Source organism: Streptomyces sp. NPDC049040 (genome assembly GCF_043197715.1).
Classification (GTDB): Bacteria; Actinomycetota; Actinomycetes; order Streptomycetales; family Streptomycetaceae; genus Actinacidiphila.
Window position 1 is genome coordinate 870,170 of record NZ_JBICTO010000002.1, and the last position, 15,081, is coordinate 885,250.

The window sequence follows — 15,081 nt, forward strand, 5'->3', positions numbered from 1 at the left end:
CTCAGCCCTGTCGTGCCAGGTCGGCAGCTCCCACAAGCCCCGCCTTGCCGCCCAGTTGGGCGGCGAGGACCTGGGCGTGCGGACGCCATTCGCCGCCGATCAGCCAGCGCCGGAAGGATTTGCGGATCGGGTCGAGGACGAGTTCGCCCTCGTCGGCCACACCGCCGCCGACGATGAACGCGGACGGGTCGAAGAGCGACGCCAGATCGGCGAGCCCCGCACCGGCCCAGCGGGCCAGTTCGCGGAAGGAGTCGACGGCGACCGGGTCGCCCTGCCGGGCGGCGGCGCTGATGTGCCGGCCCTCGATACCGTCCACGCTTCCGTCGCCCAGCGCGAGCAGGGCCTCCGCGTTCTCCGGGGTGGCGTTGGCCCGCTGCTTGGCGTAGCGGACCAGGGCGCGACCGGAGGCGTACTGCTCCCAGCAGCCCTGGCTGCCGCAACCGCACAACAGGCCGTCGGGCACCACCCGGATGTGGCCGAACTCGGCCGCCACGCCGAACCGGCCGCGGCGCAGCTTGTTGCCGATGATGATGCCGCCGCCGAGCCCGGTCCCCAGTGTGATGCAGATCACATCGGAGTGACCCTGTCCGGCGCCGAAGCGGTACTCGCCCCAAGCCGCCGCGTTCGCGTCGTTCTCCACGACCACGGGGAGACCGACGCGCTGCTCGACCTTGTCCTTCAGTGCCTCGTGCCGCCAGTTGATGTTGGGCGCGAACAGCACGGTGGCACGCTTGTCGTCGACGTAGCCGGCGGCGCCGATGCCGACGGCTTCGATCGTGTGACCGGTGCTGACCTGGCGCACCGCCTCCACGATCGCGTCCACGATGCCTTCGGGAGTCGGCGGCGTCGGCACCTTGACGGTCTCAAGAATCGAGCCTTCCTCGTCGACCACTCCGGCCGCGATTTTGGTGCCGCCGATGTCGACGCCGATGGTGAGTCCCATGTGTCCCTCAGTTTTCGGTCGATCCCCGCTAAGAGAACCGTACCGGAGAGGGGGTCAGTCGAGGTCGATGTGTTCAGCGGTTGAACGCGAGGAGCCGTCGCCCGAGGTCCAGCGGGATTCCGCTCCGGCCACTGCGGACCGGTATGCCGCCAGCAATTCGGCCCCGGCGGCCGTCAGGTGATCGAAGACGTCGGGATTCCGCTCCTTGATGGGTTCGACAACGGAACGCACCTGGGACAGGACGCCTTGCGCGGCGATCTGCACCGCGGGGTTGCGCAGCGCGGCCAGCCGGTCACCGACCGCGTCGCCCACGGCCTCGGCGAAACGCCGCAGCTCCTCCGCGGCGCTGCCCTGGCCCGCCTGTTCACGTCGCCTGGCGTGCTCCGCAGCGATGTCCTCGGCGCTGGCCTTCGCCCACGCGTCGGCGTCGGGACGGTCGGTGGCTTCGCTCATGATCGGCTCCAAACGGGGCGCTTCGGTCGGTACGCCAACTCCCTCGACGGTACCTGAACGGCCGGTGCGGGCGGCCGGTCAGCGCGGCCAGAGTCCCGGGTCCGGCGTGAACCGCACCCGCAGTGCGCCGTCCCGCAGCGCGGCCCCCTCCACCGTGCAGCGCCGCAGCGCCGACGGCAAGGGCAGGATCCGCCGGAAACCCCCGGCGTCCACCACGAGTTCGTCCCCGCGCCGCACCAGGTCGAGCCCGTCCTTGGTGGCCCCTGGCAGCGGCAGCGACCACACGAAGTGCCCCTCGTCCCCGAGCCGGTCCTCCACGGACCAGGTGTCGCCGCCGCCCGCCGCGGCAGCCGCGTACGGCACCGCGAGCGCCTCCTCGGGGCCCTGCGGCTCGCGCCCCAGGTGCGGCAGTTCGTGCAGGGCCGTGCCGTCCGCCGCGCAGGACTCCGCCAGCGCACCGAGGTGGCGCCGCTGGGTGCCGGACAGGCCGGCGAGGAAGGGGTCGGCCGCGCCGGTCGGCAGCAGCCGGTTGGCGACGACCGCCGCCGGGCCCAGGCCGTACAGCGCGAGCCCGGTCCTGGCGGTGCGGACGATGTCCGCCGCGTGCGCCCCGGGCTCCACGACCACCGCGACCGACGTGCCCGGGTCCTCGATCACCGCCTGGACGGCGGCCAGTTCGCGGTCCGCGCGGGCGGACGCCTCGTACGCCCACTCGGTGGGCATCGGCACCCCTGCCAGCTGCGCGAGCACCGGCCGCAGCGCGCGGGCCGCCTGCCGGTCGGCGGGCAGCAACCGGGCCAGGTAGCGGCGCAGTTGTCCGGGCAGCGCGAGCAGCGTCACCGCCTCGCGTACCGGCGGCAGGTCGACGACGGCCAGCTCCCACGTACCGTCGTGGGCCGCGCGCACCGCCCGCAGCAGCGCGAGCGCCTCGGCGCCCGGCAGCGGCGTCAGCTCCTCCGGGTCCAGCGGCGCGGCGCCCAGCAGGGTGAGCAGGGTGCCGCCGCGGGTCTGGAGGTCGAGCAGCGCGTCCTCGAAGGCGGCGCCGGGGTCGACGGAGGCGACACCGAGCCCGGGGACGGTGCCGGCCAGCGCGGCGGCTGCTTCCCTGTCGTAGGTCAGCAGCAGGGTGCGGGTGCCGGCCGCGGCGGCCGCGGCGGCGGTCGCGACCGCGACCGTGGTGCGGCCCGCGCCGCCGGCGCCGGTGATCAGCAGGGTGCGTACGGGAGCCGCGGGCATCAGCCCGCGGTCTCGGCGTCGGCCTCGTCCACAGCGCCTTCCGGCGCGGCTTCGACCCGCTTCTTCAAACCGGCGAGCGCCCGGTCGATGATGACCTTCTCGGCCTTTCGCTTGATCATCCCCAGCATCGGGATCTTGACGTCCACCGTCAGCTGGTAGGTGACCTCGGTGCTCTTGCCGCCGTCCAGCGGGGCGAGCGCGTAGGAGCCGTCGAGGGTGCGCAGCATCTGCGACCTGACCAGCGACCAGCGCACCTCGTCCGCGCTGATCCAGGTGTACGCCAGGGTGTGGTCGTCCTTGATCGCGCCGGCGTCGAGCAGCAGCCGCACCTGCTGGGCCCGCCCCGCGTCGTCGCGGGAGAGCACCTCGGCCTCCTTGACCTCGCCGGTCCACTCCGGGTAGCGGTCGAAGTCGGCGATGACGCCCATGACGGCATCCGGTGCCGCCTCGATCGTGATGCTCGACCGTGTGTGTTCCGCCATCGCCGTGGCCCTCCGGACTACTGGTGCAGGATGCTGCTGGGAGTGTGCTGAGAGGCTATCGCGCCCAGGTCGCAGGCCCGTCATCCCGCCGGGTCCGGTTCGCCGGATGGCTCACCACTCCAGTACCCACGGGGTGCGGGTGTGGTTGAAGTGGCCCACGTTGACGCACTCGGTGCGGCCGATCCTGGTGCGGGCGACCAGCGGCTGGTGGACATGGCCGAAGAGCGCGTACTTGGGCTGCACGCTGCGGACCGCGTCCAGCAGCGCCTGGCTGCCGCGCTCGAAGCGGCGGGCGGTGGTGTCGTAGCAGAGGTCGGGGATCGCCGGCGGGATGTGCGAGCAGAGCACGTCCACCGGGCCGAGGGCGGCGACCTTGGCCGCGTAGTCCTCCTCGCTGACCTCGTAGGGCGTGCGCATCGCGGTGCGCAGGCCCCCGCCGACGAAGCCGAAGACGCGGCCGCCGATCTCCGCCGTGGCCCCGTCGAGCACGGTGGTGCCGGGCCCCGCGTACTCGGCCCAGAGGTCCGGGATGTCGACATTGCCGTAGGTGGCGTAGGTCGGGGTCGGGAAGGCGGCGAACAGCTCGGAGTACTGCCGGCGCACCGCGCTCTCGATCGCGTCGCGCCGGTCGATCCCCGACCACAGCCGCGCGTCGAGTTCGCGGGCCTCCTCGAAGCGGCGGGCAGTGCGCAGCTCGACCATCCGGTCGGCGTTCCCGACCCCGAACAGGTCGGGGAAGATGCCCCGGGAGTGGTCGGCGTAGTCCAGGAAGAGCACCAGATCGCCCAGGCACACCAGCGCGTCGGCGCCATGGCCGGCCCGGGCCAGCGCGTCGGCCGCACCATGGACGTCGCTCACCACATGCACCCGCATACGGCCACTTTATAGCGCCCCGCCCTGGCCGCCCCGCGTGCGGGTCATCTGCGGATCGGCCGCGCTCTGGTCTAGTCTTCCGTGGATCGGCGCCCCGCTCCGCCCGGTGTGTGATGCTTAAAACATCTCGTCACGCCCCCCTATCGCCGGAGCTTTACCGATGGGTAACGTCCAGCCCGTCCATCACCTTCCCTCCGGGTGCGCCGTGGCACCGATGAGGAGCAGTCGCCTTGCGTGAGTTCAGCCTTCCGGCCCTGTACGAGGTCCCCGCTGACGGCAATCTGACGGATCTGATCCGCCGCAACGCCGCCCAGCACCCGGACACTCCGGTCATCGGCCGCAAGGATTCCGCCGGCCACTGGGAGGACATCACCGCGGCCCGCTTCCTCTCCGAGGTGCGGGCCGCCGCACGCGGGCTGATCGCCGAGGGCGTGCAGCCCGGCGACCGCGTCGCGCTGATGTCCAGGACCCGCTACGAGTGGACGCTGCTGGACTTCGCGATCTGGAGCGCCGGAGCGGTCACCGTGCCGGTCTACGAGACGTCGTCCGCCTCCCAGCTCGAATGGATCCTCGCCGACTCCGGTGCCGTCGCGGTCGTGGTCGAGTCCGACCCGCACGAGCGGTCCGTGGAGTCGGTACGCGTGCGGCTGCCGCAGCTCAAGCACGTCTGGCGGATCGACACCGGCGCGGTCGACGCGCTGGTCACCGCGGGCGGCGACATCGCCGACGCGGTGCTCGACGAGCGTGCCGCAGCCGCCAACGCCGACTCGCCGGCCACCATCGTCTACACCTCGGGCACCACCGGCAGGCCCAAGGGCTGCGTGCTCAGCCACCGCAGCTTCTTCGCCGAGTGCGGCAACGTGCTGGAACGCCTCGCCCCGCTCTTCCGCACCGGCGACTCCTCCGTGCTGCTCTTCCTGCCGCTGGCCCATGTCTTCGGGCGGCTGATCGAGGTCGCCAGCGTGATGGCGCCGGTCAGGCTCGGCCACGTGCCCGACATCAAGCACCTCACCGACGACCTCCAGGGCTTCAGGCCCACCCTGATCCTCGGCGTGCCGCGGGTGTTCGAGAAGGTCTACAACACCGCGAGGGCCACCGCGCAGGCCGGCGGCAAGGGGAAGATCTTCGACCGGGCCGCGGCCACCGCGATCGAGTACAGCCGCGCGCTGGACACCGAGGCAGGCCCCTCGGTCCGGCTGCGCCTCACCCACAAGGTCTTCGACCGGCTCGTCTACGCCAAACTGCGGGCCGTACTGGGCGGCAGGGCCACCCACGCCGTCTCCGGCGGCGCCCCGCTCGGCGAGCGCCTCGGCCACTTCTACCGCGGCATCGGCTTCACGGTCCTGGAGGGCTACGGCCTCACCGAGTCCTGCGCGGCCACCGCCTTCAACCCCTGGGACCGCCAGAAGATCGGCACCGTCGGCCAGCCGCTGCCCGGCTCGACCGTCAGGATCGCCGACGACGGCGAGGTGCTGCTCTACGGCGAGCACCTCTTCACCGGCTACTGGAACAACGAGACCGCCACCGCGGAGGCCATGGCCGACGGCTGGTTCCACACCGGCGACCTCGGCGCGCTCGACGAGGACGGCTACCTGTCCATCACCGGCCGCAAGAAGGAGATCATCGTCACCGCCGGCGGCAAGAACGTCGCCCCGGCCGTGATCGAGGACCGGATCAGGGCGGACGCGCTCATCGCCGAGTGCATGGTCGTCGGCGAGGCCCGCCCCTACGTGGCCGCGCTGATCACCCTGGACGAGGAATTCCTGCCCCGATGGGCCGTCCAGCACGGCAAGTCGGGCAGCACGGTCACCGAACTGGCGGCGGACCCCGACCTGCTGGCCGCGGTCCAGCACGCGGTCGACGAGGGCAACGCGGCCGTCTCGCAGGCCGAGTCGGTGCGCCGATTCCGCATCCTCCCCGCGCAGTTCACCGAGGAGTCCGGCCATCTGACGCCGTCGCTGAAGCTCAAGCGCAGCGTCGTGCTCGCGGACTACGCCGCCGACATCGAGGCGCTCTACATCCGCTGAGCCCCGCACCCGGCAAGCGGCGCCGCCGGGCCGTACCCGGCGGCGCGGCCGTCAGACGACGGCCCCGCGGCCCGGGTCGTCGTCGTCCTCCTCGTCGGTGCGCATCCGCGCCACCAGCGTGGCGAAGCCGCCGAGGAAGCCGCCGACGCCCACCGTGACGGCCCACCAGGTCAGTTCGATCTGGAACAGGACGAACGCGAGCAGCAGCAGCGGGCCGCCGAGCACCGCGATCCAGGCGAACTTGGTCGTCACGTCCGCGTCGGGCAGCGGCGGCGGCTCGGGCGGCACGAAGTGCGCCTCCTCGTCGTCCTCCGCCAGTTCGTAGTCCCGCGGCCCGCTGATCACCGGGTGGATCACGATCGTGCGGTCGGCCGGCGGCGGGGCCGTGCTCACCGCGGCCGGGTCGGTCGGGTCGGGGTCGGCCGGCGCCACCGGGACGTTCTCCGCCTCCGGCCACGCGGCAGCCGTGCCCGGCTCCGGGTCGTCGTCGTAGCCCGCGATCAGCGCGGCCCAGGCCGCGTCCTCGTCCAGCGGCGGGCGGGGCGGCTCCTCCTCATGCGGGGCGGTGCCCTCGTCCTCGCGGTCAGCCACCGGCCGTGCCCTCCTTCACCGCGTCGTCCACCAGGCCGGAACCGGCCGAAAGCCGGTCGATGAAGGCGTACGACTCCTCGAAGATCCGCTCCGCGTCATGGTCGAGCGTGGCGACGTGGAAGCTGCGATCCAGCACCACCTCCGTCACGTCCGTGGACGACACCGAGCCCAGCAGCACCGCCGAATTCGACGGGTCCACCACGTGGTCGACCCTGCTGCGCAACAGCAGCAGCGGCTGCGTGACCTGCGGCAGCGCCGGCCGCACCAGCCGCCACAGCCTCGTCAGCGAGTGCACCGCGTGCAGCGGCGTACGGTCGTAGCCGATCTCGGCGCCGCCCTCCCGCGCGATGTCGCTGGCGATGCCGCGCACCGACGGCACCACATGGCGCAGCACAGAAACCGCCTTGAGCGCCGGACTGTCGGCCTTCACCGACGGGTTGACCAGCACCAGTCCGCCGATCTCGGCGCCATGCCGTGCGGCAAGCCGCAGCGCCAGCGTGCCGCCCATCGACAGGCCGCACACGAAGACCTGCGAGCAGCGGTCGGTCAGCTCCCCCAGCGCACGGTCCACCTCGGCGTACCAGTCCTGCCAGCCCGTCACCTGCATGTCCTGCCAGCGGGTGCCGTGACCGGGCAGCAGCGGCAGGGACACCGTCAGCCCGCGCTCCGCCAGATACTCGGCCCAAGGGCGCATGGACTGCGGCGAACCGGTGAAACCGTGGCAGAGCAGCACGCCGATCTCGCCGCCGTCATGGCGGTACGGCTCGGCTCCTGGCATGAGCGGCACCGTGGGTCTCCTGTTCGGGGGCGTGGAACCGGGTACGCGGGTACACGAAGTACACGGAGGTCGGACGTTCAGCGTACGCGGCCGCGATACCAAGCGGTAAGCCCCATCGCAACCAGCCTGAGCGGCCTTGTGGCGTTAAGGTCGGTGCGTCGGCTACAGGAGGTCCGAGGTTGTTCTACGGCGCGATGAAGATCGCCATCGGCTCGCCACTCAAGGCGGCCTTCCGACCCTGGGTCGAAGGCCTCGAGCACATTCCGCACGACGGTCCCGCGATCCTCGCGAGCAACCACCTGTCGTTCTCGGACTCCTTCTTCCTGCCCGCGGTGCTCGACCGGAAGGTCACCTTCATCGCCAAGGAGGAGTACTTCACGTCGCCGGGCGTCAAGGGGAAACTCACCGCCGCCTTCTTCAAAGGCGTCGGCCAACTGCCCGTCGACCGGTCCGGCGCCCGCGGCGCCGGCGAAGCCGCGGTCAAGAGCGGGGTCGCGGTCCTGGCCAGAGGTGAGCTCTTCGGGATCTACCCCGAGGGCACCCGCTCACCCGACGGCCGCCTCTACCGCGGCAAGCCCGGCGGACTCGCCAGGGTCGCCCTCGCCAGCGGCGCGCCGGTGATCCCCGTCGCGATGATCGACACGGAGAAGGTGCAGCCGGTCGGCAAGGTGATGCCGAAGCTGTCGATCAGGCCGGGGATCCGGATCGGGAAGCCGCTGGACTTCGAGCGCTACAGCGGCATGGAGGGCGACCGCTTCATCCTGCGGTCGATCACCGACGAAGTCATGTACGAGATCATGAAGCTCTCGGGGCAGGAGTACGTCGACATCTACGCCACCGCCGCGAAGCGGCAGCTCGCCGAGGCCAAGGCGGCGGCCCAATAGCCCGCAGCCCCCTCCCCGCACCTGCGAGTGCGGCCCCCTTCTGCCCCGCGGCACCCCTCCGCTGCCCCGGGTCTGGGGTGCGTTTGCGGCGGGCGGCGCCCTTCCGCTGGCGCGGGTCCGGGGTGCTTTTGCCTCGGGCGGTGAGCGTCCGCTGGCGCGGGGCTGGGGTGCGTTTTCGTCGGGCGGTGCCATACAGGGGCGCGGGGAACTGCGCGAGCAACCGGCCACCGGCCGGTGGTCCGTCTGCGACAGTAATTGCCCCTTTGGGTCGGTGACGACCCGCGCCCCGGTGGGGGCTTGTCGCTCCGTTCTCCCCCAGGGCTTCGCCTGGGGGCGCCCCCACGCGCCCCTGGGGTGGTGGCGGTTCGTCGCGGCGCGACGGCCGTGCGTGGCTGGTCGTGCAGTTCTCCCCCCAGAGCTTCGCCTGGGGTGCCTTCACACGCCCCTGCGGGGCGCCCTTGCGGGAGAGGGCAACCACCCAGGGGCGCGGGGAACGGCGCGAGCAACCGGCCACCGGCCGGTGGTCCGTGTGCGACAGTAATTGCCCCTTTGGGTCGGTGACGACCCGCGCCCCGGTGGGGGGCTTGTCGCGCAGTTCCTCGCGCCCCTGAGGTGGTGCGGTTCGTCGCGGCACGACGGCCGTGCGTGGCTGGTCGCTCCCTTCTCCCCCAGGGCTTCGCCTGGGGGCGCCCCCACGCGCCCCTGGGGTGGTGCGGTTCGTCGCCATACGACGGTGAGTGGGGGGTTGCTCGCGCCGCTGGGGGGTGGTGGCGGTTCGGCGGCATACGACGGTGGGTGGGGGTTCCCCGCGCCCTGGGGCGGGGGCGCCGCCGCGGATAAGGTGGGGCGGGGGAGAGGGGGCACGGATGCGGATGTCCGTGGAACAACCGCTGTGGCGCGCACTGGTGGCGTACCGCGTACTGACGGCCGGCTACGCGGTCGCGCTGTACTGCTACGCGTACGACGACCTCCGCCACCCCCTGACCGGCGGCGCCTACATCGCGGCGCTCGCGGTGTGGACGCTGGCCACCCTCGGCCGGGTGATGTCGGAGCGGCGCTGCACCAAGGGATTCCTCGCCGCCGACCTGACGCTGGCGATCACCGGCATCCTGCTGACGGCGGTCGTGGACACCCAGGCGCGCATCGATGGCGGCGCCTTCACGCTGCCCTCCATATGGACGGCCGGCTCGGTGCTGGCTTTCGCGATCAAGGGCGGCTGGCGGTGGGCCGCCCTCGCCTCCTCGCTGGTGGCGGCGGCCGATCTGGCCGAGCGCGGCGGCGTCCCGGGCCGCGACACCCTGCACAACGTGCTGCTGGTCTGGGTCGCCAGCATCGGCATCGGCTATGTGGTCGAGGTGGCGAGGATCAGCGAGCGCACCCTGGCCCGCGCGCTCCAGATCGAGGCGGCCACCCGTGAGCGGGAGCGGCTGGCGAGGGACATCCACGACGGCGTGCTCCAGGTGCTGGCGATGGTCCAGCGGCGCGGCGACCAGGCGGGCGGAGAGGCCGCGGAGCTGGGCCGGATGGCCGGCGAGCAGGAGGCCGCGCTGCGCACCCTGGTCAGCGGCGCCCCGATTCCCGCGCCGCATGCGGGGGCGGAAGGGCCGCGGGGGCCGCACGATCTGCGGACCCTGCTCGCGCCGTACGCCTCGGCCCGGGTGACGCTGTCCGCGCCCGGCACCCCCGTGCTGCTCGACCCGGCGGCGGCCGCGGAGCTGGCGGCCGCCGCCGGCGCGGCTTTGGACAACGTGTGGCGGCACGCGGGGGAGCGGGCGCATGCCTGGATCCTGGTGGAGGACGAGCCGGACGCGGTGCTGGTGACGGTGCGCGACGACGGTCCCGGTATCGCGGAGGGCCGGCTGGCGGCCGCGGCGGCGGAGGGGCGGCTCGGCGTGGCGCAGTCGATCCGCGGGCGGCTGCGGGACCTCGGCGGCACCGCGGAGCTGCTGTCGCTGCCCGGCCAGGGCACCGAGGTGGAACTGCGGCTGCCCAGGCTGTGTCCGGTACAGGAAGAGGCGGCGGTCGTCGTCGCCGCCGAGGGAGGAGGCACCGCATGACGGTCGGCGACGACCTGGCCGCCCAGCAGCCGGTCACGGTGATGGTGGTGGACGACCACCCGATGTGGCGTGAGGCCGTGGCCCGCGACCTGACGGAGGCCGGCTTCAAGGTGGTGGCGACGGCCGGCGACGGCCCGGAGGCGATCCGCCGTGCGAAGGCCGCCCGCCCGCAGGTGCTGGTCCTGGACCTCAACCTGCCCGGCGCGTCCGGTGTGCGGGTCTGCAAGGAGGTCGTGGCGGGCGACCCGGCCGTACGGGTCCTGGTGCTGTCCGCAAGCGGTGAGCACACCGACGTACTGGAAGCGGTCAAATCCGGGGCGACCGGCTACCTGTTGAAGTCCGCGGGCCGTGAGGAGCTGGTGGACGCGGTTCGCAGGACCGCGGTGGGCGACCCGGTCTTCACCCCCGGCCTGGCCGGGCTGGTGCTCGGCGAATACCGGCGGCTGGCCCATGTCCCGCCGCCCGCCGCACCGGGCGGCGCGGCCGCGCCCCGGCTGACCGACCGGGAGACCGAGGTGCTGCGGCTGGTCGCGAAGGGGCTGAGCTACAAGCAGATCGCCCAGCGCCTGGTCATCTCGCACCGGACGGTGCAGAACCACGTGCAGAACACCCTCGGCAAACTCCAGCTGCACAATCGCGTCGAGCTTGTCCGATACGCGATCGAGGCGGGTCTCGACGAGGGCCCGGCGGCCCGCAAGGACGGCGACATGTGACCCAAGTCACGCTAGCTTGGCGGAGGTTGTCACATCCGGCACAGCTGGCTTGCGACGAAGGGAAGAGTCCATGCGAGTCGGAGTCCTGACTGGCGGCGGAGACTGCCCCGGCCTCAATGCGGTCATCCGCGGCATCGTACGTAAAGGCGTCCAGGAGTACGGGTACGACTTCACCGGCTTCAGGGACGGTTGGCGGGGTCCCCTCGAAGGGGACACGGTACGGCTCGACATCCCGGCAGTCCGCGGCATACTGCCGCGGGGCGGCACCATACTCGGCTCCTCGCGCACCAACCCGCTCAAGATCGAGGGCGGCGTGCGCAGGGTCCAGGAGAACCTGGCGGCGGAGGGCATCGACGCGCTCATCGCGATCGGTGGCGAGGACACCCTCGGCGTCGCCGCCACCCTCCATCAGGAACACGGCGTAAAAGTGGTCGGGGTCCCCAAGACCATCGACAACGACCTGTCCGCCACCGACTACACCTTCGGCTTCGACACCGCGGTCAACATCGCGACCGAGGCGATCGACCGGCTCCACACGACCGCCGAGTCGCACATGCGGGTCCTGGTGGTCGAGGTGATGGGCCGGCACGCGGGGTGGATCGCGCTGCACTCCGGCCTGGCCGGCGGCGCCAACGTGATCCTCATACCGGAACAGCGCTTCGACCTCGACCAGGTGTGCGCCTGGGTCGAGAGCCGTTTCAAGATCCGTTACGCGCCGATCGTGGTCGTCGCCGAGGGTGCGATGCCGCGGGACGGCGACATGGTCCTCAAGGACGGCACCCTCGACTCCTTCGGGCACGTCCGGCTGTCCGGCATCGGCGAATGGCTCGCAAACCAGATCGAGAAGCGCACCGGCAAGGAGGCCAGGACCACCGTTCTCGGCCACGTCCAGCGCGGCGGCACCCCCAGCGCCTTCGACCGCTGGCTTGCCACCCGCTTCGGCCTGCACGCCGTGGAGGCGGTCAGGGACGGGGACTTCGGGAAGATGGTCGCGCTGCAGTCCACCGAGATCGTCCGGGTGCCGATCGGTGACGCGACGGCGCGGATCAAGACCGTCGACCCGTCGCTCTACGCGGAGGCGGGGGTCTTCTTCGGGTAGCCGCGAAGACGCAGACCGACAGCGCTTGCAGCAGGTGTTCCCCGCGACCTATTCTCCCTGCACCCGGCTTGTCCGGCCGCTTCGTTTCCCCCTTTGAGCACATGAGGAGCGCCCGGTATGGCGGGTGATAAGGCCACGCGCGAAGCGCCACCGAACAAGGGCGGTGGCGGGTGGCGAGCGGGAGGGCTCTGCGTGCCCGTACTGGCGGTCGCGGGCGGCACCGCGTCCGGCAAGTCCACCCTTGCGGAGGCATTGGCGCTGCATCATCCCGACACCGTCGGGCTGATCCATCTCGACGACTTCTACGTCCCCGCGCACGATCCGCTGCGCGGGGTCAGGACGCTCAGCGCGACCGGCGCGGAGACCCTGGACTGGAACCACCCGGGGTCCATCGACGAGACCGCGGTGACCGCCGCGATCGACGCGGCCGCCGGGTCCGGGCGGCACCGCCTGGTGGTGGTCGAGGGCCTTTTCGCCCTGACCCTGCCCGCGGTCGCCGCCCGGGCCGCCTGGCGCGTCTACGTGGACACGCCTGACGACATCCGGCTGGCCAGGAAGATCCTCCGCAAGATCGAGGTCCAGCGGCAGGACCCGCGGGTGTCGCTGCTGAACTACCTCGCCAGCGGACGGGAGCGCCATGCCGCCCATGTCGCCCCCTCCCGCTCGCTCGCCGACCTCGTGGTGGACGGCACCGCCGACGAATACGCCATGATCGCCGAGGTGCTGACGCTGATCGGCCCGGTGCTGGCCGAGCCGGTGCTCGCCGAATCGGCACTGGACGCCAGCTACTACGGCGAGACCGCCTGAGCGGGGTCAGCCGGAGGGCAGCAGCACCCCCGCGAGCAGGCCGGCGGCGATCTCCGAGCCGTTCAGCGTCAGCACCGACTCGGGGTGGAACTGGACACCCGCGAAGCCGGGGCCGCGCATCGCGTGGATGTCGCCGGTGACCGGGTCGCGGCTCAGCTCGACCCGGTGCATCGCCAGTTCCTCCGCGGCGGCGTCGTCGCAGCGCGCGGTGAAGGAGTTGTAGAAGCCGACGGTCTCCTTGCGGCCGAAGAGGTCGACGGTCCGCTGCGCGCCCTGGAACGGCTCGTCCTTGCGGACCAGGTCCAGGCCCAGTTCCGCGGCCAGCAGCTCGTGGCCGAGGCACACCCCGAGCAGGCCGTGCGGGTGGTCACGGACCAGGTCGGCGGCGAGCTGCCGCAGCAGGCGCATCTTGGGGTCGGCGGTGTCGGCCGGGTCGCCCGGGCCGGGGCCGAGCACCACCGGGCCCTGGTGGCCCAGCGCCGCGGCCCGCAACCGCGGGTCGTCGTAGCGGCGTACGGTCACCGCGTGGCCCGAGGACCGCAGCAGGTGGGCCAGCATCGCGGTGAAGGTGTCCTCGCCGTCGACCATCAGGGCGTGCGCGGTCGGCAGCGGGTGCTCGGCCTGCATCCGCAGCCAGAACGGCGCCAGATGCGCCCTGCGCGCGTCGAGCGCGGCCCGCACCCGGATGTCGTCGGCCAGCCGGGGCCCGGGCGCGCCCGGGGCGCGGACCGGAGCCTCGCGCACCCCGAGCGCGGTGAGCACACCCGCGGCCTTGGCGTGGGTCTCGGCGACCTCGGCGTGCGGCAGGGAGTGCCGTACGAGCGTCGCGCCGACCGGGACGCGCAGCTCACCTGACGGGGAGATGTCGGCGGTGCGGATCAGGATGGGGGAGTCCAGCGTCTGGGCGCCGCCCGCGTCCCGGCCGATGAGGGCCAGCGCACCGGCGTAGTAGCCGCGCCCGCCGGGCTCGTGGCGCTCGATGACCCGGCAGGCGTTCTGTACCGGCGAGCCGGTCACGGTCGCGGCGAACATCGTCTCGCGCAGCACCTCGCGGACGTCGAGCGTGGAGCGCCCGCGCAGCTCGTACTCGGTGTGCGCGAGGTGCGCCATCTCCTTCAGCCGCGGGCCGACCACGACCCCGCCCAGGTCGCAGACGGTGCACATCATCTTCAGTTCCTCGTCCACCACCATGGTCAGCTCCTCGGCCTCCTTGGGGTCGGCGAGGAAGTCCAGCAGCCCGGCGGCGCTCGGGCCCTCCGGCGGGTAGCGGTAGGTGCCGCTGATCGGGTTCATCACCACGGTGTTGCCGGACATCCGCACGTGCACCTCGGGGCTGGCGCCGACCAGGGTTCGCTCGGGGGTGTGCACGACGTACGTCCAGTAGGCGCCGCGTTCGCCGCGCAGCAGCCGGGCGAAGAGGGCGAGGGCGGCTGCGGGGCCGTAGCCGGGGATGCTGCCGCGGAAGGTGCGCCGGATCACGAAGTTGGCGCCCTCGCCGCGGCCGATCTCGTCCTCGATGACCCGGCCGACGATGCCGGCGTAGGCGTCGTCGTCGACGTCGAAGGCGCCGTCCGCCACCTCGACGGGGATGTCGGGCAGAGCGTCGAGCAGGTCGGCCAGCGGGACCTCGGCGGACTCCTCGGGGTGCAGCACGACCAGCGGGGTGCCGTCGTCGCGGACGTCGAAGCCGCGTTCGCGGATCTGCCGGAAGGGGATCAGGGCGAGGGCGTCGGTGCGGGCACCGCCGGCGGCTCCCGTGGGCAGCGGGATGTCGGCGAGCCGGGAGACGGTGCCGACGGGGCCCGCCAGCACCTCCACGACCCCTTCCGGCCGCCCCGGCGTCCTGCGGTGCAGCAGGGCGAAGGGGGGGTGTCCTGGGGTGAGCAGTCGGGTGACGAGCCGTACGGCGGCCGGGTTCTGTGGCACGGTCGGTGGTCCTTCCTTGACGGCGGGGAGGAAGGGGCGGCGACCGGTCCGGGAAACGCCGAAGGCCGCCCCTGCGGGCGGCCTTCGCGAAGTGCTGCTGATACGCGCGATTCAGCGGGCCGCCGGATGAGCGGTCCACCACCAGTCCTGGTGCGTCAGCGGGTTCTGCAGCGCGATCATGCCGCAGACCTTAGCGCACCGGGACGTCGTCC

At 72.5% G+C, this 15,081-nt stretch carries 14 protein-coding genes; 6 read left to right on the forward strand and 8 right to left on the reverse strand.

The window, feature by feature from the left end; all coding sequences use genetic code 11:
• Window position 1: 1 nt before the first annotated feature.
• The 5 genes from ACGFMP_RS08750 to ACGFMP_RS08770 form a co-directional block, all read right to left on the reverse strand.
• The gene (locus tag ACGFMP_RS08750) at window positions 2–943 is read right to left on the reverse strand and encodes an ROK family glucokinase (protein ID WP_393671192.1); all 942 of its coding nucleotides are present in this window, start codon (window positions 941–943) and stop codon (window positions 2–4) included.
• A gap of 54 nt (window positions 944–997) precedes the next feature.
• Entirely contained in the window at window positions 998–1,396 is a 399-nt protein-coding gene (locus ACGFMP_RS08755) for a DUF5304 family protein (protein WP_393671193.1), read from the reverse strand.
• A 78-nt stretch (window positions 1,397–1,474) separates the two neighbouring features.
• Window positions 1,475–2,632, reverse strand: a complete 1,158-nt coding sequence (locus ACGFMP_RS08760; protein WP_393671195.1) for an ArsA family ATPase — start codon at window positions 2,630–2,632, stop codon at window positions 1,475–1,477.
• Window positions 2,632–3,114 (reverse strand): SRPBCC family protein, encoded by a 483-nt coding sequence (locus ACGFMP_RS08765; RefSeq protein ID WP_393671197.1) that lies wholly within the window; start codon window positions 3,112–3,114, stop codon window positions 2,632–2,634. The genes ACGFMP_RS08760 and ACGFMP_RS08765 overlap by 1 nt, the downstream gene beginning before the upstream one ends.
• 111 nt (window positions 3,115–3,225) lie before the next feature.
• Entirely contained in the window at window positions 3,226–3,987 is a 762-nt protein-coding gene (locus tag ACGFMP_RS08770) for a metallophosphoesterase (RefSeq protein WP_393671198.1), read from the reverse strand.
• 230 nt (window positions 3,988–4,217) lie between these two features.
• On the opposite strand from ACGFMP_RS08770, the gene ACGFMP_RS08775 reads away from it, so the two are divergent.
• Window positions 4,218–6,014: an AMP-dependent synthetase/ligase gene (locus tag ACGFMP_RS08775; RefSeq protein ID WP_393671199.1), complete on the forward strand. Its 1,797-nt coding sequence runs from the start codon at window positions 4,218–4,220 to the stop codon at window positions 6,012–6,014.
• 51 nt (window positions 6,015–6,065) lie between these two features.
• On the opposite strand, the gene ACGFMP_RS08780 is transcribed toward ACGFMP_RS08775, so the two are convergent.
• Together ACGFMP_RS08780 and ACGFMP_RS08785 are read right to left on the reverse strand one after the other, a co-directional pair.
• Window positions 6,066–6,605: a hypothetical protein gene (locus tag ACGFMP_RS08780; protein ID WP_393671200.1), complete on the reverse strand. Its 540-nt coding sequence runs from the start codon at window positions 6,603–6,605 to the stop codon at window positions 6,066–6,068.
• Window positions 6,598–7,392 carry an alpha/beta hydrolase gene (locus ACGFMP_RS08785; RefSeq protein WP_393671201.1) on the reverse strand — a complete coding sequence of 265 codons (795 nt, stop codon included), beginning with the start codon at window positions 7,390–7,392 and terminating at the stop codon, window positions 6,598–6,600. Before ACGFMP_RS08785 ends, ACGFMP_RS08780 begins: the two co-directional genes overlap by 8 nt.
• A gap of 170 nt (window positions 7,393–7,562) precedes the next feature.
• On the opposite strand from ACGFMP_RS08785, the gene ACGFMP_RS08790 reads away from it, so the two are divergent.
• From ACGFMP_RS08790 to ACGFMP_RS08810, 5 genes are all read left to right on the forward strand, one after another.
• A complete protein-coding gene (locus ACGFMP_RS08790) occupies window positions 7,563–8,267 on the forward strand; it encodes a lysophospholipid acyltransferase family protein (RefSeq protein ID WP_393671203.1) in 705 nt (234 codons plus the stop codon).
• A gap of 866 nt (window positions 8,268–9,133) precedes the next feature.
• Window positions 9,134–10,324 carry a MacS family sensor histidine kinase gene (macS, locus tag ACGFMP_RS08795; protein ID WP_393671205.1) on the forward strand — a complete coding sequence of 397 codons (1,191 nt, stop codon included), beginning with the start codon at window positions 9,134–9,136 and terminating at the stop codon, window positions 10,322–10,324.
• Window positions 10,321–11,037 (forward strand): response regulator, encoded by a 717-nt coding sequence (locus ACGFMP_RS08800; RefSeq protein WP_393671206.1) that lies wholly within the window; start codon window positions 10,321–10,323, stop codon window positions 11,035–11,037. The genes macS and ACGFMP_RS08800 overlap by 4 nt, the downstream gene beginning before the upstream one ends.
• Window positions 11,038–11,107: 70 nt before the next feature.
• Window positions 11,108–12,136 (forward strand): 6-phosphofructokinase, encoded by a 1,029-nt coding sequence (locus tag ACGFMP_RS08805; protein ID WP_393671208.1) that lies wholly within the window; start codon window positions 11,108–11,110, stop codon window positions 12,134–12,136.
• Between the two features lie 192 nt (window positions 12,137–12,328).
• Window positions 12,329–12,943, forward strand: a complete 615-nt coding sequence (locus ACGFMP_RS08810) for a uridine kinase (protein WP_393671209.1) — start codon at window positions 12,329–12,331, stop codon at window positions 12,941–12,943.
• 6 nt (window positions 12,944–12,949) lie between these two features.
• Here the strand turns inward: ACGFMP_RS08810 and ACGFMP_RS08815 are convergent, their stop codons facing one another.
• Window positions 12,950–14,869, reverse strand: a complete 1,920-nt coding sequence (locus ACGFMP_RS08815; RefSeq protein ID WP_393671211.1) for an anthranilate synthase family protein — start codon at window positions 14,867–14,869, stop codon at window positions 12,950–12,952.
• Window positions 14,870–15,081: the final 212 nt, after the last annotated feature.

Bases quoted from the DNA above. Each gene is read 5' to 3' on its own strand.
- ACGFMP_RS08750 (WP_393671192.1), bottom strand. From the start codon at position 943: ATGGGACTCACCATCGGCGTCGACATCGGCGGCACCAAAATCGCGGCC.
- ACGFMP_RS08755 (WP_393671193.1), bottom strand. From the start codon at position 1,396: ATGAGCGAAGCCACCGACCGTCCCGACGCCGACGCGTGGGCGAAGGCC.
- ACGFMP_RS08760 (WP_393671195.1), bottom strand. From the start codon at position 2,632: ATGCCCGCGGCTCCCGTACGCACCCTGCTGATCACCGGCGCCGGCGGC.
- ACGFMP_RS08765 (WP_393671197.1), bottom strand. From the start codon at position 3,114: ATGGCGGAACACACACGGTCGAGCATCACGATCGAGGCGGCACCGGAT.
- ACGFMP_RS08770 (WP_393671198.1), bottom strand. From the start codon at position 3,987: ATGCGGGTGCATGTGGTGAGCGACGTCCATGGTGCGGCCGACGCGCTG.
- macS (WP_393671205.1), top strand. From the start codon at position 9,134: ATGCGGATGTCCGTGGAACAACCGCTGTGGCGCGCACTGGTGGCGTAC.
- ACGFMP_RS08800 (WP_393671206.1), top strand. From the start codon at position 10,321: ATGACGGTCGGCGACGACCTGGCCGCCCAGCAGCCGGTCACGGTGATG.
- ACGFMP_RS08805 (WP_393671208.1), top strand. From the start codon at position 11,108: ATGCGAGTCGGAGTCCTGACTGGCGGCGGAGACTGCCCCGGCCTCAAT.